General features: G+C 65.2%; 17 protein-coding genes, 1 other RNA gene and 1 pseudogene. 8 read left to right on the top strand and 11 right to left on the bottom strand.

The genetic code is table 11. The features are described 5' to 3' along the window. Positions 1-278, top strand: a pseudogene (locus tag ACYVD0_RS02350) (hypothetical protein); the annotation flags it as partial. 27 nt (positions 279-305) lie between these two features. Here ACYVD0_RS02350 and ACYVD0_RS02345 read toward each other — a convergent pair. Together ACYVD0_RS02345 and ACYVD0_RS02340 are read right to left on the bottom strand one after the other, a co-directional pair. Next, positions 306-1,388: an acyltransferase family protein gene (locus tag ACYVD0_RS02345; RefSeq protein WP_460425296.1), complete on the bottom strand. Its 1,083-nt coding sequence runs from the start codon at positions 1,386-1,388 to the stop codon at positions 306-308. A 256-nt stretch (positions 1,389-1,644) separates the two neighbouring features. After that, positions 1,645-2,016: a BON domain-containing protein gene (locus ACYVD0_RS02340; RefSeq protein ID WP_460425295.1), complete on the bottom strand. Its 372-nt coding sequence runs from the start codon at positions 2,014-2,016 to the stop codon at positions 1,645-1,647. 519 nt (positions 2,017-2,535) lie between these two features. On the opposite strand from ACYVD0_RS02340, the gene cpdA reads away from it, so the two are divergent. The 6 genes from cpdA to ACYVD0_RS02310 all read left to right on the top strand — a co-directional run bounded on the left by cpdA (position 2,536) and on the right by ACYVD0_RS02310 (position 10,327). Further along, a complete protein-coding gene (cpdA, locus tag ACYVD0_RS02335; protein ID WP_460425294.1) occupies positions 2,536-3,351 on the top strand; it encodes a metallophosphoesterase family protein in 816 nt (271 codons plus the stop codon). A 112-nt stretch (positions 3,352-3,463) separates the two neighbouring features. Further along, positions 3,464-4,081 (top strand): YqiA/YcfP family alpha/beta fold hydrolase, encoded by a 618-nt coding sequence (locus ACYVD0_RS02330; protein ID WP_460425293.1) that lies wholly within the window; start codon positions 3,464-3,466, stop codon positions 4,079-4,081. Positions 4,082-4,108: 27 nt separating this feature from the next. Then, positions 4,109-6,001, top strand: a complete 1,893-nt coding sequence (gene parE / locus ACYVD0_RS02325) for a DNA topoisomerase IV subunit B (RefSeq protein WP_460425292.1) — start codon at positions 4,109-4,111, stop codon at positions 5,999-6,001. Then, positions 6,001-6,984, top strand: a complete 984-nt coding sequence (locus ACYVD0_RS02320) for an esterase-like activity of phytase family protein (protein ID WP_460425291.1) — start codon at positions 6,001-6,003, stop codon at positions 6,982-6,984. Before parE ends, ACYVD0_RS02320 begins: the two co-directional genes overlap by 1 nt. A gap of 70 nt (positions 6,985-7,054) precedes the next feature. After that, positions 7,055-9,313, top strand: coding sequence for a DNA topoisomerase IV subunit A (gene parC / locus ACYVD0_RS02315; protein WP_460425290.1), 2,259 nt, complete (start codon positions 7,055-7,057; stop codon positions 9,311-9,313). Between the two features lie 294 nt (positions 9,314-9,607). Continuing rightward, on the top strand, positions 9,608-10,327 hold the full coding sequence (locus ACYVD0_RS02310) for a PqiC family protein (RefSeq protein ID WP_460425289.1): 720 nt from the start codon (positions 9,608-9,610) through the stop codon (positions 10,325-10,327). Between the two features lie 18 nt (positions 10,328-10,345). On the opposite strand, the gene ACYVD0_RS02305 is transcribed toward ACYVD0_RS02310, so the two are convergent. From ACYVD0_RS02305 to ssrA, 5 genes are all read right to left on the bottom strand, one after another. After that, complete coding sequence (locus ACYVD0_RS02305) at positions 10,346-11,035, bottom strand: pirin family protein (protein WP_460425288.1); 690 nt, start codon at positions 11,033-11,035, stop codon at positions 10,346-10,348. Positions 11,036-11,201: 166 nt separating this feature from the next. Further along, positions 11,202-11,720: a hypothetical protein gene (locus ACYVD0_RS02300; protein ID WP_460425287.1), complete on the bottom strand. Its 519-nt coding sequence runs from the start codon at positions 11,718-11,720 to the stop codon at positions 11,202-11,204. A gap of 81 nt (positions 11,721-11,801) precedes the next feature. Next, entirely contained in the window at positions 11,802-12,377 is a 576-nt protein-coding gene (locus tag ACYVD0_RS02295) for a hypothetical protein (RefSeq protein ID WP_460425286.1), read from the bottom strand. Continuing rightward, positions 12,374-12,589, bottom strand: a complete 216-nt coding sequence (locus ACYVD0_RS02290) for a hypothetical protein (protein ID WP_460425285.1) — start codon at positions 12,587-12,589, stop codon at positions 12,374-12,376. The genes ACYVD0_RS02295 and ACYVD0_RS02290 overlap by 4 nt, the downstream gene beginning before the upstream one ends. Positions 12,590-12,756: 167 nt before the next feature. After that, positions 12,757-13,135, bottom strand: a transfer-messenger RNA (tmRNA) gene (gene ssrA, locus ACYVD0_RS02285). 155 nt (positions 13,136-13,290) lie between these two features. On the opposite strand from ssrA, the gene ACYVD0_RS02280 reads away from it, so the two are divergent. After that, positions 13,291-15,786, top strand: coding sequence for a sensor histidine kinase (locus tag ACYVD0_RS02280; protein WP_460425284.1), 2,496 nt, complete (start codon positions 13,291-13,293; stop codon positions 15,784-15,786). A 39-nt stretch (positions 15,787-15,825) separates the two neighbouring features. Here the strand turns inward: ACYVD0_RS02280 and ACYVD0_RS02275 are convergent, their stop codons facing one another. From ACYVD0_RS02275 to ACYVD0_RS02260, 4 genes are read right to left on the bottom strand one after another with little or no spacing between them, the layout of a single operon-like run. Next, complete coding sequence (locus tag ACYVD0_RS02275; RefSeq protein ID WP_460425283.1) at positions 15,826-18,642, bottom strand: FAD-binding and (Fe-S)-binding domain-containing protein; 2,817 nt, start codon at positions 18,640-18,642, stop codon at positions 15,826-15,828. After that, a complete protein-coding gene (locus ACYVD0_RS02270; protein ID WP_460425300.1) occupies positions 18,639-19,310 on the bottom strand; it encodes a LutC/YkgG family protein in 672 nt (223 codons plus the stop codon). Before ACYVD0_RS02270 ends, ACYVD0_RS02275 begins: the two co-directional genes overlap by 4 nt. Continuing rightward, positions 19,310-20,758: a lactate utilization protein B gene (locus ACYVD0_RS02265; protein WP_460425282.1), complete on the bottom strand. Its 1,449-nt coding sequence runs from the start codon at positions 20,756-20,758 to the stop codon at positions 19,310-19,312. Before ACYVD0_RS02265 ends, ACYVD0_RS02270 begins: the two co-directional genes overlap by 1 nt. Then, positions 20,755-21,579, bottom strand: a complete 825-nt coding sequence (locus ACYVD0_RS02260; protein ID WP_460425281.1) for a (Fe-S)-binding protein — start codon at positions 21,577-21,579, stop codon at positions 20,755-20,757. Before ACYVD0_RS02260 ends, ACYVD0_RS02265 begins: the two co-directional genes overlap by 4 nt. Positions 21,580-21,637 lie beyond the last annotated feature (58 nt).

Raw genomic sequence — 21,637 nt, 5'->3', positions numbered from 1 at the left:
TGGCGTCGGGTCGCATCATGATGACGGGCTCCAGAAAGAAATCGGGAGCACAGCATCGGCGGGCCTTTACCTCGGTTGAAGATGGGGTTCATGGAGCGCTTTCGGACGAGCGGCGTTTCCAGAGCAACAGTCTCAAGGGCAAGCACGTGCTGCCGCTGTGGCGGCTGGGACTGGAGTATGCACGCACCGGGACGGGAGCCATTTCCCGGGAGAGGCTGCGGGACCTGGAGCTGGCCCTGTGGCGGGAGGTCCACCGGCAAGCGCAGGAACTGGGATGATTTTGTTGGGATCACTCAGACTCTGATCTATGACCGCGTCCATCTGTATGCGAAGAACTCACCCAGAATCCCCAAAAAGTATGCGATAACTTTTCTTGCGTACGGCTCAATATGCTTTGAAATAAAATACGCCACAGCAACCAGCATGGCAATTGGGAGTGCCGGAAGAAATGCATGTGGAATAAATTCAAAACTATCGCCCAGCTTGATAATCATGGAAATCATAGCATTCTCATGAAAAAGATATAGTGGATAACTGATGGCTCCAAAAAACTGAAGGACTCTAGAGCTCAGGATATTTTGGATGAATGGATTTACAATCGAGCTGGCGAAAAATAACAAAACCAAAATGGCTGCCATGAAAGATGGCCAGTTTAGGTTGCTAGTAGCTATGGAGGAGAAAAAACCTACCGCTATTGCAAAAATCAAATATTTCGGTGATCTGGCCTGCGAATAGACATAAAATGCCGCCCCTGATGCGAACCATCCAAAATGCTCAAATGCTGCAGTTTTGGTCAAGGAGTTCATGGTATATAATGTGGTGCCGCCGATATATTTGTTGGCCACTGCAAAGAATATTGACAAGGCAAACACAAAAACCAGAGACGCCATCAAAAAAGATTGACCTCGCCAGTAATATGCAATTGCCGAAAATATATAAAATTTAAATTCTACGTAGATAGACCAAAATGCGCCTTCCAGCGGATTTATAGGGTGACCAATAATTCTCTCCCACCATGACGGGGAAATGAATGTCAAGCCGGGTAATAAAGATTCTAACTCCGGGGTTCCGGCTGGTCGCTCAATAAAAAAACTTGAAGATGAAAATATTAATAGTGAACAAACAAGCATGGCAGGGAATAGCCTCAGCCATCTCCTGTATATGAATTCACTAATACCTTTGCATCTTTCAAGAGTCATCAGGATTACAAATCCTGATATTAAGAAGAAAAGTTGAACACCAAGCCATCCATATTTAAAAAATGGGATTTCTCCGTAAGAGTCCCCGTATGGAACCAGCTCAGGCCATCTTGCGTATGCATGAAACAATACAACTAACAAAAGTGCAATGCCTCGATGACCATCGAGGTATTTAATTCTACTTTTCACTTTTTTTACCCCTTTTTAGAGGCGATAAAATAAGTTTACGCATGGGTACGTCCTAGGAGTCTGTAGGGCTTGAGTCGACGACGGAACTGAAATCCGAGGGTTATGGGGTGTTGCGCCACAACGGCTCGATTTTGGATGCACAGGACAGCTGTAGATTTAAAGCCTCCAGGAGCCGGCTTGCTCGTGATCGATACCCCCGCAAAAGGCATCGCCAGCAAGCTAGCTCCTGCATAATCACCACGGCGAAGCCGTACAATTATTCAGCCACCATCAGAGCGTCGGCGGATACGCCTGTCACGCCCTTGATGCTCTTGGCTTTCTGGACGGCCAGCTCTTTCTCGGCCTCGGTGCTGACCGTACCGGACAGCGACACGACACCCTGGTTGGTTTCAACCTTGATATCCATGCCGTCAAGATCGCTGTCGGCCAGGAAGGTGGCCTTCACCTTGCTGGTGATCCAGGTATCGGAAACCGCATCGCCGGTCTTGTCCATGGTATCGCCGGCAGCGAGAAGTACGGGTTGGGCCTGGCTGTGCCTGCCATCATCGGCCATAACGCCATTAGCCATCGACAGGCCAAGAGCAGCAGTAGTGGTGATGGCAATATAGATCCAGGGATGCTTTTTCATATCGTTACACTCCTGTTCTTCTTGAGGAATTACAGCATGTCAACATAAACATGGACTCCCCAGGGGCACAGTAAGTTCTATGGAAAGGGGAATGGAGGAAGCAGGATCTCGTTATGTGGCCGGGCGGTTGCAGAAGCTGAGTGCAATACGATTATTGAGGGAGGTGGGCGCAGCATGCTGTACTGTCATCATCAGTTGACGCATTTGCAGAGGCGGATGCCGCGCCGGCTTGAGGCCAGTGAGGTACTGCTTGTCGACGCACGTCAGTACGCCGGGGGAGAAGAGTATCGTTCCGCGCCATTGCGGCAGGACAGCTTGAGTCGTGTGTGCCCGGGCTGGCGGCACCAGGGAAGGCCACCGCCCGTCCCCGCGTCTGTTTGCAATCCGGCCAGGGGATAATGATGCATTTAGCAGTTGAGCATCCGACTCGGGCGTTCTGTGAACCATGCCCGATGTACGGGCTTATCAGGCCGGTTTCCTGCGTCGATAATTGATCTGCATCCATCCCAGGAGAAGGTCTTGTCGAGTCCATCCCCTCCCATCGCCGATTCCTCCCTGTTGCTGGTGCAACTGACCGACAGCCACCTGTTTGCCGACCCGGAGGCGCGGCTGCTCGGCATGCAGACTCAGGACAGCCTGCAGCGGGTGATCGAGCTGGTCCGCCGCGAGCAGCCGCAGATCGACCTGGTGATGGCCAGCGGCGACATCTCCCAGGATGGTTCGGCCGAATCCTATGCCCGTTTCCTTCAGCTCTGCGCCCCCATTGCCGCGCCGCTGCGCTGGATTCCCGGCAACCACGACGCGCGCGAGGCGATGCGGCAGGCCAGCGCCGGCAGCGACTGGCGCCAGCCGGTCGTCGATCTGGGAAACTGGCGCATCGTGCTGCTCGACTCGGTCATTCCCGGCGCGGTGCCCGGCTTTCTCGAGCGGAGCGAGCTGGCGTTGCTCGAGCAGGCCCTCGCGGAAGCTCCCGAGCGCCATCATCTGGTCTGCCTGCATCACCATCCGGTGTCGATCGGCTGCCACTGGATGGAGCCGATCGGCCTGCGCAACGCCGAGGTGCTGTTCTCCGTGCTGGACCGCTTTCCGCAGGTGCGCGCGCTGCTCTGGGGACACGTGCACCAAGAGTTCGACCGCATGCGCTGCGGTGTGCGTCTGCTGGCCTCGCCCTCGACCTGCGTGCAGTTCACCCCCGGCAGTGAGGACTTTTCGGTCAGCGACCAGGCGCCCGGCTATCGCTGGCTGCGCCTGCAGGCCGACGGCCGTTTGGATACCGGCGTATCGCGCCTGACGGACTACTGCTTCCAGATCGACTACGGCAAGGGCCGCTATTGATCCGACGGGGCGTCGGGGTCTGCGCCGCACGGCGGCAAATTCGCCCGCCGACTTGAGACTGTCGCGTGCCGCTTGTAGCCTTCCCCCCTTTCGTCACTGTCGTCCGAGATTCATGCCCAGCGCCGCGCCGTCCCTTCTCTATATCCACGGCTTCAACAGCTCGTCCGCCTCGTACAAGGCGCAGCAGTTGATCAATGCCATGCAGGCCCTCGATCTGGCGACGCAGCTGCGGGTGCCGGATCTGCACCACCACCCGCGCCCGGCAATCGTCCAGCTCGAGGCGGCGCTTGCCGAGCTGGGGAGGCCCACGCTGGTCGGCAGCTCCCTGGGCGGCTACTATGCGACCCACTTGGCCGAACGGCACGGCCTGCCGGTCGTGCTGATCAATCCCGCGGTGCGCCCGCATCGACTGTTCGACGGCCGTCTGGGGCCGCAGCGCAACTACTACAGTGGCGAGACCTGGGAGCTGACCGCCGACCATCTGGCGGCCCTCGCCGCGCTGGAGGTGCCGCCCCCCCAGGACCCCGCGCGCTACCGGGTGTGGCTGCAGACCGGCGACGAAACCCTCGACTGGCGGGACGCTGCGACCTATTACCGGCACTGCATACCCTGTGTCGAGACGGGGGGCGATCACAGCTTCCAGGGCTTTGCCAGACGACTGCCGGAGCTGCTCGCGTTCGCCGGCTTCGACGCTGGGCGGTGGCGCGATTTCAATTTTTCCGAACTCTGACCTTTCGAACTTTGAACTAAGGCAACCATGGCTCAGACCTACAACGCGGACGCCATCGAGGTCCTTTCCGGACTCGACCCGGTGCGCAAGCGCCCGGGCATGTACACCGACACCACGCGTCCCAACCACCTGGCCCAGGAGGTGATCGATAACAGCGTCGACGAGGCCCTGGCCGGCCACGCGAAATCCGTGCAGGTGATCCTCCACGAGGACAATTCGCTGGAGGTGATCGACGACGGTCGCGGCATGCCGGTGGACATCCACCCGGAGGAAGGCGTGCCGGGGGTCGAGCTGATCCTCACCAAGCTGCACGCCGGCGGCAAGTTCTCCAACAAGAACTATCGGTTCTCCGGGGGGCTGCATGGCGTCGGCATCTCGGTGGTCAACGCGCTGTCCTGCCGCGTCGAGGTGCGCGTCAAGCGCGACGGCAACGAGTACCGCATGAGCTTCGAAGACGGCTTCAAGGCCAGCGATCTGGAGATCGTCGGCACGGTCGGCCGGCGCAACACCGGCACCAGCGTGCATTTCTGGCCGGACGCCAAATACTTCGACTCGCCGAAGTTCTCGGTCAGTCGCCTGAAGCACGTGCTCAAGGCCAAGGCCGTGCTCTGTCCGGGCCTTTCCGTGAGCTTCGAGGACAAGGCCGGCGGCGAGAGGGTCGAGTGGCACTACGAGGACGGCCTGCGCTCCTACCTGGCGGATGCGGTCGGCGGGTTCGCCCGCCTGCCCGCGGAACCCTTCACCGGCAGCTTCGCCGCCAGCCGCGAGGCGGTCGACTGGGCGCTGTTGTGGCTGCCGGAGGGCGGCGAGAGCGTGCAGGAAAGCTACGTCAACCTGATCCCCACCGCCCAGGGCGGCACCCATGTCAATGGCCTGCGCCAGGGCCTGCTGGACGCCATGCGCGAGTTCTGCGAGTTCCGCAATCTCCTGCCGCGAGGCGTCAAGCTGGCGCCGGAGGACGTCTGGGAGCGCATCGCCTTCGTCCTCTCGATGAAGCTCGCCGAGCCGCAGTTCTCCGGGCAGACCAAGGAGCGCCTGTCGTCCCGCGAGGCGGCGGCCTTCGTATCCGGCATCGTGAAGGATGCCTTCAGCCTGTGGCTCAACGAGCACCCCGAGCTGGGCCTGCAACTGGCCGAGCTGGCCATCAGCAACGCCGGGCGCCGCCTCAAGGCGGGCCGCAAGGTCGAACGCAAGAAGATCACCCAGGGGCCGGCGTTGCCCGGCAAGCTGGCCGACTGCGCCGGCCAGGATCCGCGGCGCGCCGAGCTGTTCCTGGTGGAGGGTGACTCCGCCGGCGGCAGTGCCAAGCAGGCGCGCGACAAGGAGTTCCAGGCGATCATGCCGTTGCGCGGGAAGATCCTGAACACTTGGGAGGTGGATGGTGGCGAGGTGCTGGCCAGCCAGGAGGTGCACGACATCGCCGTGGCCATCGGCATCGATCCGGGCTCGGCGGATCTCTCCCAGCTGCGCTACGGCAAGGTCTGTATCCTCGCCGACGCCGATTCCGACGGCCTGCATATCGCCACGCTGCTCTGTGCGCTGTTCGTCCGGCACTTCCGCCCGCTGGTGGAGGCTGGCCATGTCCATGTCGCCATGCCGCCGCTGTACCGCATCGACCTCGGCAAGGAGATCCACTACGCCCTAGACGAGGCCGAACGCGACGGCATCCTCGAGCGCCTGGCCGCCGAGAAGAAGCGCGGCAAGCCGCAGGTCACCCGCTTCAAGGGGCTCGGCGAGATGAACCCGCTGCAGCTGCGCGAAACCACCATGGACCCCAACACCCGTCGCCTGGTGCAACTGACCCTGGACGACTTCGATACCACCCGCGAGGTCATGGACATGCTGCTGGCCAAGAAGCGTGCCGGCGACCGCAAGTCCTGGCTGGAAAGCAAGGGCAACCTGGCCGAGGTGCTGGTCTGATGCGTTGCTGGCTGTTGGGCCTGTGCCTGCTCAGCTCGATGCTGCATGCCGCGTTGCCGGTGGAGCCGCTACGCCTGCTCGGCGAGCATCCGCTCGACGGCATGCCGAGTGGCAACCTCTCCGGGCTGGCCCGCTGCGGGGACTCGCTGTGGGCGGTCTCCGACCGCGACGACGATCGTCTTTACCGCCTGCATCCCGGCGAGGTGGCCTGGCAGGCCGAGGCGCAGACCTTCGTCCTGCCGCCGCTGCCCGACAGCGGGCTGCCCTGGGGCGTGCGTGCGCGGGTCAAGCTGATGGGCACGCTGCGCGGCGGCGAGATGGATTTCGAGGGGCTGAGCTGTGACGCCCAGGGCAACCGTTATCTGGTCAGCGAGGCGCATGCCGCGGTGCTGTACCTGCCGGAGATTGGCCCGCCGCAGTGGCTGGCGCTGCCGCCGCCGTTGCTGCGGCAGGCGCGGGCCAGCGGCATGCTGCTGAAGTTCAACGCCATGCTCGAGGGTATCGCCGTCGACCCGGCCGGCGAGCGCCTCTGGCTGGCCGCCGAACGGGAGCGCCGCGGGCTGCTGGTGGTGCACCGCACCCGGGACAGCTGGCAGTGCAGTGGCAGCTGCGTGCTGCTCAGCGAGGACGGCCCGGCGCTGCCGCCGGCCCAGCTGGAAACCTCGCGAAGCTGGGCGAGGAGCTTCTCCGACCTCACCTTCCACGGGGACAAGCTGTTCACCCTGGAGCGCCTGGCGCACCAGATCTGCCGGCACAGCCCGAACACCGGCGAGGTCGAGCGCTGCTGGTCGTTCGCCGACGCGCTGCTCACCGACGCGCGCCGCTACGCCCAGCCCTGGGGCAGCGCCGAGGCCCTGTGGATCGACGCCGAGGGCGCCTGGATCGGCACCGACAACGGTACGCTGCCCCGCGGCGACGGCGACACCCGGCCGATGCTCTGGCGTTTCGCCGCGCCGGCCGAGGGCTGGGAAAGCGCGCCGTGAAGCCTGGCCACAATGCATTCATCTTCCGGCGCCGGCAGCCTGTTGCCGCGCCAAAACCTGGGACTGACCCATGAACGACTCCTTCGACCCCGGCCTGGACGGCGTGGAGCGCCGCTCCCTCGCGGAGTTCACCGAGCAGGCCTATCTCAACTATTCCATGTACGTGATCATGGATCGCGCCCTGCCGCACATCGGCGACGGCCTGAAACCCGTGCAGCGGCGCATCGTCTATGCCATGAGCGAGCTAGGCCTGGATGCCGATGCCAAGCACAAGAAGTCGGCGCGTACCGTCGGCGACGTGCTCGGCAAGTTCCACCCCCATGGCGACTCGGCCTGCTACGAGGCCATGGTGCTGATGGCCCAGCCGTTCAGCTATCGCTATCCGCTGATCGACGGCCAGGGCAACTGGGGCGCGCCGGACGATCCGAAGTCCTTTGCCGCCATGCGCTACACCGAGGCGCGCCTGTCGCGCTATTCGCAGGTGCTGCTCGCCGAGCTGGGGCAGGGCACCGCCGACTGGGTGCCGAACTTCGACGGCACCCTGGACGAGCCGGCGGTGCTGCCGGCGCGGCTGCCCAACCTGCTGCTCAACGGCACCACCGGCATCGCCGTGGGTATGGCCACCGACGTGCCGCCGCACAACCTGCGCGAGGTGGCGAGCGCCTGCGTGCATCTGCTGGACGAGCCGCAGGCGACGGTGGCGCAGCTCTGCGAGCATATCCCGGGGCCGGACTTTCCTACCGAGGCGGAGATCGTCACCCCGCGCTCCGAGCTGCTGAAGACCTATGAAACGGGCCGCGGCTCGGTGCGCATGCGCGCACTGTACCGGGTCGAGGACGGCGACCTGGTGATCACCGCGCTGCCGCACCAGGTTTCCGGGGCCAAGGTGCTGGAGCAGATCGCCGCGCAGATGCAGGCCAAGAAGCTGCCGATGGTCGCCGACCTGCGCGACGAGTCGGACCACGAGAATCCCTGCCGCATCGTGATCATCCCTCGCTCCAACCGGGTCGACGTGGAGGGGCTGATGCAGCATCTGTTCGCCACCACCGAGCTGGAGTCCAGCTACCGGGTCAACCTCAACATCATCGGCCTGGACGGCAAGCCGCAGGTGAAGAACCTGCGGACGCTGCTCACCGAGTGGCTGGCGTTCCGCGTGCAGACGGTGCGCCGCCGCCTGCAGTTCCGCCTGGACAAGGTGGAGCGTCGTCTGCACTTGTTGGAAGGTTTGCTGATCGCCTTCCTCAACCTCGACGAGGTGATCCGCATCATCCGCAGCGAGGATCAGCCCAGACCGGTGCTGATGGCGCGCTTCGGTCTCGACGACGTGCAGGCCGACTACATCCTCGACACCCGCTTGCGCCAGCTGGCGCGACTCGAGGAGATGAAGATCCGCGGCGAGCAGGACGCGCTGGCCAGGGAGCGCGAGAAGCTGCTGGCCCTGCTCGGCAGCGAGGCCAAGTTGAAGAAGCTGGTGCGCAAGGAGCTACTGGCGGACGCGGAGACTTATGGCGATACGCGCCGCTCGCCGATCGTCGAGCGTGCCGAGGCCCGTGCCCTCTCGGAAGCCGAGCTGATGCCTTCCGAGCCGGTGACCCTGGTGCTCTCCGACAAGGGCTGGGTGCGCTGCGCCAAGGGCCACGACATCGACCCGACGGCGCTTTCCTACAAGTCCGGCGACAGTTTCAAGGCGGCGGCCCAGGGCCGCTCCAATCAATATGCCGTCTTCATCGACTCCAGCGGGCGCAGCTATTCCCTGGCAGCCCACTCGCTGCCCTCGGCGCGGGGCCAGGGCGAACCCCTGACCGGGCGTCTGGCTCCGCCTCCGGGGGCGAGCTTCGAGTGCCTGCTGCTGCCAGAAGACGATGCGCTCTATGTAATAGCTTCCGATGCCGGTTATGGCTTCGTGGTGAAGGGCGAGGATCTGCAGGCGAAGAACAAGGCGGGCAAGGCGCTGCTGACCCTGCCGGCCGGCGCCAGGGTCATGGCGCCACGACCGCTGGCCGATCCGCAGAACGACTGGCTGGCGGCAGTGAGCACGGAAGGGCGCCTGTTGCTGTTCAAGGTTGCCGACCTGCCGCAACTGGCCAAGGGCAAGGGCAACCGGATCATCGCCATCCCCGGTGCGCGGGTCGCCAGCCGCGAGGAGTACCTCGGCGACTTCGTCGTGCTGTCCGCCCGGGCGACCCTGCAGCTGCAGGCCGGCAAGCGGATACTGTCGCTGAAGCCGAGCGACCTTGAGCATTACCAGGGAGAGCGTGGCGGGCGTGGCAACAAGCTGCCGCGTGGTTTCCAGCGGGTGGACGCGCTCTTGGTCGAGGAGCCGGACTGATGGCAGAATGTCGCGCTGTCGTGCAAGCGCGTTGGAGGGTGCGCGTACAGCTGCCAGCGGCTAACTGCCTGCGGCTTTACAAACGATCATACAGGCCGGCCTGCAGGGGACTGACGGATTGGTCATGGCCGGGCCGGCCTTGGCCCGGGGGCAGCCGCCCTCTGTAGATGAATCTTGCCGGCCCGGGCATGGCCGATTGAACCTCCCGGCGTGCCCTGCCAGCGCAGCTCGCCGGGCCATGGTTTTTGACGATGGACTATGGCTGCCTGTCGGTAACCTTCTGGGTGAAAATTAATGAGATTCCCGTGCTTTCGTTTGCTTGTCCTGCTGGCCGCCCTGTCGCTGCTGGGCGCCTGCTCGCTCCGCCCAGCGACCACTCTTTATCGGCTGGACGGCGGCGATTCTGAAACTCCCGACCGAAACGGCCTGGCCGTACTGCTCGGCCCGGTGACCCTGGCCGACTATCTGCGACAGGATGCCGTTCTGGTGCAGCGTCACGAGGATGGCAGCTTGAGCACTGCCCCCGATGCCCGGTGGGCTGGCGATCTGAAGGCCGACATCGACCAGCTACTGCTGCGCCAGTTGGCCTGGCGTCTGGACAGCCACCGCCTGGTACCCGAGCCGGGCGCACCCGGCTTCAAGCCGGACGTCCAGGTCCAGCTGAACATTACCCGCCTGGATTCGGGGCCGAAACAGCCCGCCGTTCTGGAGGCCCAGTGGCGCCTGCTGGATCGCCGGGGGCGCCTCAGCCAGAGCCGGCTGGTCCGTCTGGTGGAGCCGCATCAGGGCTCCAGCGCCGATCAGGTGAGGGCGCAGAGCGTGGTGCTGCAGCGCCTGACCGAACAGCTGGCGATGGCTATCCTGCCGCTGGCCAAACAGCAGGCGCTGGCCCCGGCGGCGGAGCTGCGTAAGAGCGCGCGGGTGGCGGCGCCCAAGGGGGGGGCGAAACAGCCGAAGGCGCCGGATATCCCCATCGTCAGCCCGACCCGGAACGTCGAGGTGTTCCGCTTCTGAGCGACGCACAGCGAGGGCTCAGGGCAGGTCGAACAGCAGCGCCTCGGCCTCCCCGCGGGCCTCCAGCTCAATCGCCGGCTCGCCGGTCAGCGTGGCGCCGTCGCCGGCCTCGAGGAGCACGCCGTTGACCTCCAGGCTGCCGCTGGCGACATGCAAGTAGTAGGTGCGCCCGGCACGGGTCGGCTGACTGAGCTGCTGGCGCTCTCCCAGACGGGCTAGGTACAGACAGGCATCCTGGTGGACCGGCAGCGAACCCTTGCGACCATCCGGCGAGACAACCAGGCCGAGACCCTGCACGGCGGAGAAGTCTTTCTGTGCATAGCGCGGCTGCACGCGGCTCTGATGCGGCTGGATCCAGATCTGCAGGAGGTGCAGCGGCTGGCTGGCGGAAGGGTTGTATTCGCTGTGCACGATACCGCTGCCGGCGCTCATCACCTGAACTTCTCCGGCTTTCAGCTGGCTGTTGTTGCCCATGCTGTCCTTGTGCTCGATAACTCCCTCCAGCACATAGCTGATGATCTCCATGTCGCGGTGCGGATGGGCGTCGAAGCCGGTCCGTGGCGCGATGCGGTCGTCGTTGATAACTCGCAGCCGCGAGACGCCCATATGGCGCGGGTCATGGTAGTCGGCAAAGGAAAAGGTATGGCGGCTGTCCAGCCAGCCTAGGCTGGCATGTCCGCGTTCGGCGGCTGGGCGCAGGATGATCATCGGGTCTCTCCGGAAGGTTGAAGGGGGGCTGCTGTCAGCAAGGCTAGCCTTCACCCGACTGGAAGAAAAACGCGGTTTTCGGAAGAAACTGATCGAAATTCCGGATGAATTCAGCTGTGCTCTTGGTCCGGCCAAGAGCCGGCCATTGCCGGGCGGGCCTTGCCGGTCAGGGCGCCTTGTTCGTCAGACCGGCGCCGACCAGCCTTCTCGTCCACGCAGCGCGTCTGCCATGCACTGCCTGCAGTTCGTCCAGGCCGTGGCGGAATTCGCTCTCCCGTCCGGCCTGGGCGAGGGCTTCGGCAAGCGCCTGGGTGGCCCGCAACGCCTCGTCGTAGGCAGCGCCCGAGCCACGCTGCAGGGTCTTGTCGATGCCGGCCCAGACTGCGCCGGCGTTTTCCGCAAGCTGCGCAAGATGCCTGCGGCGTTCGGCGCGACGCCGGGCCTCCTCGGCTTCGCGGGCTTGACGCTCGCGCTCGAGGCGGCGGCCGGCGGCGATTTCGCAGCGTGCGCGGATTGCCGCGACACGGCGGCGGGGCTGTCCGCCAGCGGCTGGCCGCTGCGCGCGCTGCCAGTCCAGGAAGCTCCGCCGCAGCTCGCGCTCGGCTTCCGCGGCGCGTCCCTCCAGCAGCAGGCGCAGCGTGGCGCGCATCGTTTCGGGCGTTTGCGCGGCCAGCCAGGCGTCCATGGCGGGAGCTTCCCCGCCGGGCTTCGGCAGGGGCTCGCTGGCCTCGGCGGCCGCCGCCAGCCAGTCCGGGTCGATCAGCAGTTACTCCGCGAGAGCGGTCTGCGCGCAGGTGAGCGTCTGCAGGCCGGCGGGCAGCGGCGGCTCGAGCTCCTCGTCGCCCAGTTCGCCATTGCCGAGCCGTGCCAGCCAGCCCAGATACAGCGGGCGAGTATCGCCGCGCAGCAGTTCGTCGCGCAGGGGAAGCAGGCGCCCCATCCAGCCCTGCCCGTCCTCGGCGTTCCAGAAGTGCTCGAGATCGCCGGTTTCGTCGTCGGCGTTCCAGGCCAGGGTCCAGTGGTCGGCAGTGGCCGTGGCCTCGAGGGCGGCGAGGTACTCCGCTTGCCCACCCGCCTGCCCGGGGCGAACGAAATCGGCCGGATCGAGCGCCGTGCGCGGCAGCAGGCTGCGCGCCCCCCAGTTGGCGTAATAAACATGGGCGTCGAAGTAGCGCCGCATCCACTCCAGCGGATCGCCCTTCAGGTCGCCCCAGTGGTATTCGTTGACGAAGCTTGTCGCGGTGATGGTAGCGCGCGAGGAATAGCCACGCAGCTCGGCCTGCTGCTGCGCGGTCAGCGGCCGGTCGAGTGCCGCGAATTCGTAGTACTGGTATTCGCTCATGGGAGGAGATCGCTGAAAAGGTTATGGGTGGCTGCCTCCAACCCGGCGGCGAGCGGGTTCAGGCTGTCGGCAGGGGTGAACCATGCCGGTGTGGAACATACAGGGTGGAGATAGACAAGGCGAGATGGCCAGAGACAGGAAAGCTCGCGCAGGGCAGGTTTTCGAGAGATGGTATCCGCCATGGGCCGCTGCTTGATCTCGCTGTGTTTCATGCCTTGTATCCCTCTATTTCAATTTTTTCGAGGGGGTACAGATGGGCATACACGGCGGAGAAGGATAGGCAGAGGCAAAGAGAGACAGCCAGAAACAAGAAAGCCCGCACGGGGCGGGCTTTTCAGGGGTGTTTCGAGTCATGTGGGAACATGTCGAAACGTTCATTTGGTGGAGCCGGGGGGATTTGAACCCCCGTCCGCCAGCTCTCCGCTATCGGTTCTACATGCTTAGCCAGCTCTACTGAGTTAACTCCGCGCCGCCCGAGTGGCAGGGTGCTTGGAGCGAGCTGTATGAGTTTTAGCCGTTACGTCTACAGCGAACTTGGCGGCGATCCTGTTCTATCTGACGATCATTTTGGGTTTACAGGCATCCCCTCATGATCGCTGGCGCCGAAGCGACCAGATGAAGGTTAGGCGGCTAGCGCGTACCCTTCGTAGTTGTCGTCGTTGGCAACTATAGGTTTGCAACAGTGGATTTACGAGTTCTGTTACCAACTCGGCATGCCCCTCAAGTTTCGTTACCGGCGTCGAATCCTAATCGGCCCCAAAACCCTTTGTGTTAAATCAAGTTTACGGCAAACAGGTCGATGCGTCGACTGCCGAGGCTGGCGAAATTCGCCAGTGGGCTGCTATATGATGATGGTTTTCCTGACGTCACTGGGCGGCGAGACCTTCCTATGCCTCGGGCAGCACGATACCCCTTGCGCCGGTGGTTCTGGCGTGCCTTTATTCTGTATGCATTGATTCCGCTGATAGTGGTGGAGTCCGTGCTGATCGGCGCCTATTTGCTGAGCAACGCCGCCATGCGCAATGCCCAGCTCGGTAATCTCGAGGAACGGGCGCAGCAGAGCCTGGCGGGTGCCATACAGCGCGAGGCGGAGATCGTCGGCTGGGATTTGCAAAGTATTGAGAAGCAGACGCGGATCTTCCGCGGGGCCGTCGTCCAAGCCCTGCAGGAGCAGGGCTTCCAGCCGGACGAAGTGGAGCGGGCAAGGCATGTGCTCGGCCCGAAGGGGCTATTTTACAGTCGCAGCGACGATGGCCGTGCGGCCTCCTTTTATGCGAAGACCACGCCGCTGGAGCGGCAGGATCATGCCAAGGCGCTGCGTCTGTCGCAGCTCGATCCCCTGATGCGCTCGATCGAAGAGGCTGGCCCCCTGGTGGTTTCGGTCTATTTCCGCAGCTGGGATAACTATACCCGGAGCTATCCGTTCTTCGACGTGCTGCAGAAGGATCCCGGCGACATGCCGTCCTCCGGGTACAACTTCTATTCCCGGGCCGACGAGCGCCACAACCCGGAGCGTGAGCCGGTGTGGACCGACCCCTATCTCGATCCTGCCGGGCGCTGGCGAATGGCGACAATCGCCCCGGTATATCACGGCGATTTCCTGGAAGGGGTGGTCGGGCTGGAGATCGACCTCGAGCACTTGCTGGCCGAGATCGGCACCTTGGGCGTGCCCTGGCAGGGCCGTGCGATGTTGATCGATGAGGGGGGCAACGTCATGGTCTTGCCGGAGAAGGGCAAGACACTAGGCAATTCCTCTGTCAATGCGCCGCAGCATCGGCGCGAGATGGCGCATCTGCTGTCGTCGGCCGGCCCCGAAGGGGAAGTGCAGACGGCAATGCTCGACGGCCACGAGCATTTGCTGGCCTGGAAGGGGATTCCCCAGACCGGGTGGCGTTTGCTGCTGATCGTGGACAAGGACAGGATCCTCCAGCCGACCCGTGTCCTGGCTGCCCACTACCAGAAGATCGGCTACCTGTTGATCGTCGGTCTGCTCCTTTTCCATGTGCTGTTCCTGGCCCTGTGGTGGCTGCGCTCGCGGCGTCTGAGCCGGGAGCTGGAGCAGCCGATCAGCAGCATTGCCGACATGCTGCGGCACCTGGGCAAGGGCCTGCGGCATGAGGGAGCCGATCGGCAGTCGCCGCTGCAGGTCAGTCGGATCGAGGAGCTGAATGTGATGGCCGACGCGGTACGTAGCAGCGACCGGCAGTTGCAGGCCAGTGAGGCCGAGCGCTCCAAGGCCCAGCGGTTGCTGGAGGTGGTGATGGAGAGCACCACCGAGAGTCTCTGGGAAATCATGCTGGAAAAGAGCCAGATCCGGGTGAGCAGCCGCTTTGCCAGGCGTTTCGCACTGGACGCCGAGTGCGTAACCTTCGATGAGTTCAACCGGCTGGTCCATCCGGACGACCTGGAGCGTCTCAGGCGCCGGCGCGAGAGATTCTTTAGCGGTGCCGATGGTGTCTACGAAGTGGAGTTCCGCTGTGTCGATCGTACAGGCCAGTACGTCTGGCTGCTATCCCGCGGCCAGGCGTTGGAGCGGGATGTCAGCGGACGGGTGCTGTATTCGGCGGGTACCCATGTGGACATTTCGCGGCTGAAGGCGGTGCAGGAGGATCTGCGCCGCGCTACCCTGGAGGCACAGGACGCCAGCCGGGCGAAGAGCCGCTTCCTGTCCAGCATGAGCCACGAGCTGCGCACACCGCTGAATGCGGTGCAGGGCTTCGCCCAACTGATCGAGCTGGAGGTGGAGGGCAGGCCCGAGGCGAATCCGGTCGGCGAGTACGCGGGGGAGATCGTCAAGGCCGGCCGGCATCTCACCGCGCTGGTGGGCGACATTATCGACCTTTCCACCCTCGAGGGCCGGCGGCAGCAATTGCACATCAGGCCGGTCGAGGTCGGCGCCATGCTGGCCAGTTGCGCAGAGCTGGTCCAGCCGCAGATCCGGGAAAGCCAGCTGCATTTGCAGCTGATGTCCGTGCGCCTGCCCCTCTACGTGCAGGCCGACGTCTGTCGTCTGCGGCAGGTCCTGCTGAACCTGCTTTCCAATGCGATCAAGTACAACCGTCCGCAGGGCCAGGTCACGCTCGGCCACGAGGTGCGTTCGGACTGCGTGCGCCTCTGGGTGAAGGACACCGGACCGGGGCTCGATGTCGAGCAGCAGAGCCAGCTGTTCCAGCCCTTCCAGCGTCTTGGTCGGGAGAGTTCGAACATTCCCGGCTCCGGCATCGGTCTGGTGCTGTGCCATGAACTGGCCGGACTGATGAACGGCAGCATGGGCTTCCATAGCAAGCCCGGGCATGGCTGCCGTTTCTGGATCGATCTGCCGGGAGCGGCAGCGCCGATGGAGGAGCGGGCGTCGCCCGGTGAAGAGCCGCCGGCCGGGCAGGCGGCGCGGGTCGGAGACGACTCCTGAGGTGCGGCCTGCCGGCGGAGCGTCCCTGCCCCGGCGGGGTCAGGCCGGGCGGGCCTTGGCGCGGCTGACCCGGTCGACCAGGTAGACCAGTCCGTGGTAGTCGAGACCGCTGTGCCGGCTGAGGCCGATCTCGCAGGTGCGGCTGGTGGAGACGCCTTCCTCGCAGTACTGCACCGCCTCTTTCAGGCTGCGCAGGGCGTTGGCGTTCAGCTCGGGGGTGGTGAAGCCCTTGTCGCCGGCGAAGCCGCAGCAGTGGATGCCTTCCGGAATCACCACCTCCCGGGCGCAGCGCCGGGCGATGTCGATCAATGCCTGGGCTTCGCCCAGATGCTGGGTGCTGCAGGTGACGTGCACGGCGATCGGCGTGTCCTGCGGCTCGAAGTCCAGACGTTCGAGCAGGAAGGTGCGGATGAATTTCACCGGATCGAAGATCTGCAGACGCGGGTCGGTCGACTCCTGGACCAGCCGCAGGGTGCAGGGGCTGGTATCGCAGTAGATCGGATCGAGTCCGCCGCGGCTGGCCTCGAGCAGGGCGTCGAGGGTTTCCCGGCGTTTGCGCTCGGCCTGTTCGGCATAGCCCTTGGAGGCGAACGGCTGGCCGCAACAGAGCTTGTCCAGCCCCTCCGGAAAGACCACCTGGTAGCCGGCCTTTTCCAGCAGGGCGCGGGTCTTGTCGATCAGCGGCACCTGCTCCCTGTCGTCGCCGGCCGGCCCCATGGCGCGCGACACGCAGGCGGCGAGGTAGACCACCCTCGGGCGCTCGTCGGGCTGTGGCGCGGCAGGCCGCTGCAGGCGCACCGGTTGCGGCATGGCGGGCGTCCATTGTGGCAGATGCCCGCCGCTGGCTTTGTGCAGAGCGCTGCTGAACTTCGCCAGGCGCGGCGCGCCGAGCAGGCGGCGCGCGCCGTCGGCGGCGACCAGCACCAGGCGAGAGGCGCGCACGGCGGCGGCGAAGTGCCCGGCCAGCCAGTCGGCGGTGCCGCTATGGCCGGCTTTCAGGCCGCGCAGCTTGCGCACCAGATCGCCGGTGTTGATCCCCACCGGGCAGCGCTGGGCGCACAGGCCGGTGGCTGCGCAGGTGTCGATGCCTTGGTAGCGGTAGGCCTTCTCCAGGGCGTCGCTGGCCGTGCCGTTGCGCCGTCTGGCCTGGATGTCGCGCCACATGACGATGCGCTGGCGCGGCGTCAGGGTCAGGCCGCGGGACGGGCAGACCGGCTCGCAGAAGCCGCATTCGATGCACTTGTCGACGATCTCGTCGGCGGCCGGCAGCGGCTTGAGGTTCTTCAGGTGGATCTCGGGGTCTTCGGAGAGCACCACGTCGGGGTTGAGGATGCCCTGGGGGTCGAGCAGGCGCTTGATCTTCCACATCAGCTGGTAGGCGTCATGGCCCCATTCCAGCTCGACGAAGGGCGCCATGTTGCGCCCGGTGCCGTGCTCGGCCTTCAGCGAGCCGCCGAACTCCACCGCTACCAGTTGCGCGACCTCCTGCATGAAGGCCTCGTAGCGGGCGACCTGGGCCGGCTCGTCGAAGCCCTGGGTGAAGACGAAGTGCAGGTTGCCCTCCAGGGCGTGGCCGAACAGGATCGCCTCGTCGTAATGATGTTTTTCCAGCAGCTCGATCAGCCGGTTGACACCCTCGGCCAGGCGCTCGATCGGGAAGGTGACGTCCTCGATGATCACCGTGGTGCCGGTTTGGCGCACCGCGCCGACCGCCGGGAAGGTGTCCTTGCGGATCTTCCACAGCTGGTTGTAGACGGCCGGGTCGCTGCTGAAGTCGACCTGCTTCTCCACCGGGAAGCCGGCGATGGACGCCGCGATCCGCTCGATCTGCTCTTCCAGCAGCGAGGGGCCGGAGGCACGGGTTTCGATCAGCAGGGCGCAGGCGCCGGCGGAAAGCGCCTTGACCCACTCCGGCATGCCCGGCTTGTCCTGCACCGAGCGCAGGCTGCGCCGGTCGAGCAGTTCCACCGCCGAGACCGGCTGCTGCTTGAGCACCGGCACGGCGTTGCAGCAGGTCTCCACGTCGGGGAAGACGATCAGCGCGCTGGCCTTGTGCGGATGCTCGGGCACGGTGTCGTAGGTCACCGCGCTGATGAAACCCAGGGTGCCTTCGGAACCGACCATCAGGTGGGTGAGGATGTCCTGCGGCAGGTCGTAGTCCACCAGTGCGTTGAGGGACAGGCCGGTGGTGTTCTTCAGCCGGTACTTGTGGCGGATCTTCGCCGCCAGTGCTTCGTCGGCACGGGTCTGCCGGCCCAGCTCGGCAAGCTGCTTGAGCAGCTCGCCGTGGCTGGCCTGGAAGCTGGTCACACTGAGCGGGTCCTCGGTGTCCAGCACTGTGCCGTCGGCCAGCACCAGGCGCAGGGCGGCGAGGGTGTGGTAGCTGTTCTGCGAGGTGCCGCAGCACATGCCGCTGGAGTTGTTGGCGACGATGCCACCGATCTTCGCCGCGTTGATCGACGCCGGGTCCGGGCCGATCTTGCGCCCCAGCGGGGCCAGCACGGCGTTGGCGTGGGCGCCGATGACGCCGGGCTGCAGGCGGATCTGCGCGCCGCCGTTGCGGATGTCGCGGCCGTTCCACTGCTCGCCGAGGACGATCAGCACCGAGTCGGTCACCGCCTGGCCGGAGAGGCTGGTGCCGGCGGCGCGGAAGGTCACCGGCACGCGGGAGGCAGAGGCCAGGCGCAGCAGCTTGACCACCTCGGCCTCGGTCTCGACGCGCAGCACCAGCTTGGGAATCAGCCGGTAGAAGCTGGCGTCGGTGCCGAAGGCCAGCGTCGACAGCGGATCGTCGAAGCGCCGCTCGCGGGGAATCAGCCGTTCGACGGCGCTCGTAAAGGAAGCGGGCAGGGTCATGCATCCTCCAGGATCAGTACGACCAGATCCTTGGGGCCGTGGGCGCCGTAGGCGAGCACCTGCTCGATGTCGGCGGTCTTCGACGGGCCGGACACCAGCAGGGCGTTGGTTGGCATGCCGGCGGCCCACTGCTGTTTCTGCTGCACCTCGTGGAAGTTGTCGTGGATCTCGCTGGCCTTGAGCAGGGCGAAGTGCACCGGCGGCACCAGGCTCATGAGGCGCGGCTCCTCGCGGGTCGGCCAGAGGATCAGGCTGCCGGTGGCGGCGATCGCGCCGAGGGTGCCGGTGAGGCTGGCCGGGGTGTCGTCGAACAGTTCGGCCTTCCACTCCTCGATCGGCCGGTCGTAGGCCTTGAGCCGCGGCAGGCCCTCGCGCCCGGCGAAGTGCGCGGCGAGCTGTGCGCCGTGGGCGGTGCTCGGGGCGATCAGCAGTCTGGGCAGCTGTTTGTCGGCCAGCAGCTTTTCCAGCAGCGCCGGCCACTCGGCCGTGGTGGTCAGGTGGGTTTCGGTGTGCACCGCCTCCATCAGCTGGCGCAGGCGCGGGATGCGTTCCGCGGCCGGGTAGCTCCAGGGCCGGGTCACCAGGTCCACGTCGTAGTCGTCGGCGATGGGCTGGGTGCCCTCGAGGCTCTTTCTCAGCTTGGCGAGGATATTGGCTTTGGCCGACATCATTTGCCCTCCAGGTGCTCGCGGGCCAGCTCGTGCAGCGAGCGGGCGGCCGGTTTCGGTGCGCTGTGGTTCTGCGTCCAGGGGCCGAGGCTGCCCGGCGTCAGGCCGCGCAGGCGGGTGGCGAAAAAGCCAAAGGCGCGGTACAGCCACGGCGAGGTGTTGAGCAGGCGCCAGCCCTTCCACAGCAGGCGCTCGCCGGCCGAGTACTTGCTGCCCTGGCCGCGCATGACCGGGTTGGGTGCATCCGGCTTCTTGATGTTCTCCTCGCGCAGGCGGCGCAGCAGCGCGGGGATCGGGATCTTCACCGGGCAGACCTCGCCGCAGGCGCCGCACAGCGAGGAAGCGCTGGGGTGGTCGGGGGTGTTCTCCAGGCCCATCAGGTGCGGCGAGATGATCTTGCCGATCGGCCCGGGGTAGACGGTGCCGTAGGCCTGGCCGCCGATCCGGGTGTACACCGGGCAGTGGTTCATGCAGGCGCCGCAGCGGATGCAGTTGAGGGTCTGGCGCAGCTCGCCGTCGGCGAAGGCCTGGCTGCGGCCGTTGTCCAGCAGCACCAGGTGCACTTCCTGCGGGCCGTCCAGCTCATCGGCCTGGCGCGGCCCGGAGATCAGGTTGACGTAGGTGGTGATGCCCTGGCCGAGCGCGGAGCGGGTCAGCAGGGAGAGCAGCGGCACCACGTCGCGCAGGTTTTCCACCACCTTCTCGATGCCGGTGACGGCGATGTGAACCGGCGGCACGCCGGTGGACATGCGGCCGTTGCCCTCGTTTTCCACGAGCAGCAGGGTGCCGGTCTCGGCCACCGCGAAGTTGACCCCGGAGACGCCGATGTCGGCCTCGAAGAACTTCTGGCGCAGCGCGCGCCGGCCGGTCTGGATCAGCGCATCGACGTCCTCGGTGTAGGGCTCGCCGAGCTTGTCGTGGAACAGATGGGCGACCTGGCGGGCGTTCTTGTGGATCGCCGGCATGATAATGTGGGTGGGCTTCTCGTGGTCGAGCTGGATGATGTACTCGCCCATGTCCGATTCCAGCGCCTCGATGCCGTGGCGTTCGAGGAAATGGTTCATCTCCATTTCCTCGCTGACCATCGACTTGCCCTTGATCACCTGTTTGGCCTGATGGGCCTCGGCGATCTGCAGGACGATGGCGTTGGCCTCGTCCACCGTTTCCGCCCAGTGCACCTTCACGCCGTTGCGGGTCAGGTTGGCCTCCAGCCGTTCGAGCAGCTCGGGCAGCCTGGACAGAGCGCGGGCGCGCACATGGTTGCCCATCTCGCGCAGGTGCTCGCGTTCGTAGTCGTCCGGCATCGCGGCCAGGCGCTTGGCCATCAGCGAGTCCATGGCCTTGCGCATGTTGCCGCGCAGTTGGGTGTCGCCGAGGGCGTTGTGGGCGTTGTGCTTGAGGTCGCGGCTGGAAAGCTCCACCGCCGGGATGCGGGCCTGGCTGTTCATCGGGCGCCTCCGGTGCGTTTCCAGAGGAAGCTGGCCAGGTGCTGGCCGCGCAGCGGCGCGTGCTGCTTCTCCAGCGCGCCGTTGATGTTGAGCAGACAGCCGCAGTCGGCGCTGACCACTTCGGCGGCGCCGGATTCCTGCAGAGCGCGGGTCTTGTCGGCGACCATGGCGCCGGAGATGTCCGGCATGCGCACGCTGAAGGTGCCGCCGAAGCCGCAGCACTCGCTCTCGTGGTCGTGCTCGACGCGTTCGACCTTCTCCAGTTGGGCGAGCAGGGCGCGGCCGTGCAGGTGGGTGTTCATCTCGCGGCGTGCCGAGCAGGAGGTGTGCAGGGCGACCTGGGTCGGCTGGCCCCGGTCCTTGAACTCGACCTTGCAGACGTGGAGGAGGAACTCGGCCAGTTCGAAGGTGCGTGCGGCCAGCGCCTGCACCTGGTGCAGGGTGGCCGGCTCGTCCTTGAACAGCTCGCAATAGTGGTGGCGGATCATCCCGGCGCAGGAGCCGGACGGTACCACCAGCGGCCAGTCCTCGGCGAACAGCGCCAGCTGGGCACGGGCGACCTGGCGCGCCTCGTCGGTGTAGCCCGAGGTGTAGGCCGGCTGGCCGCAGCAGCTCTGCTCCTGGGGGAAATGCACCTTGATGCCTTCGCGCTCGAGCAGGCGGATGGCGTCGAGGCCGGCCTCGGGGAAGAACAGGTCGAGCACGCAGGTGCCGAACAGGTAGGCGTTGCCCGGTTTCTGCGCCGGGTACTGGCGCGGTTCGGGCAGGGGCGGCGCCACGCGGGTGGCGTTGGGCGCGGCGTTGTAGAAGAGTTCGCTCATCGGGATCTCCGATCATCCATTGGCCTGGTGGTTTCGGCACCGGCGAAACCCGCACGGG

The sequence above is a fragment of the Azotobacter armeniacus genome (assembly GCF_054779355.1).
This window is presented reverse-complemented; position numbering and strand designations above follow the sequence as displayed.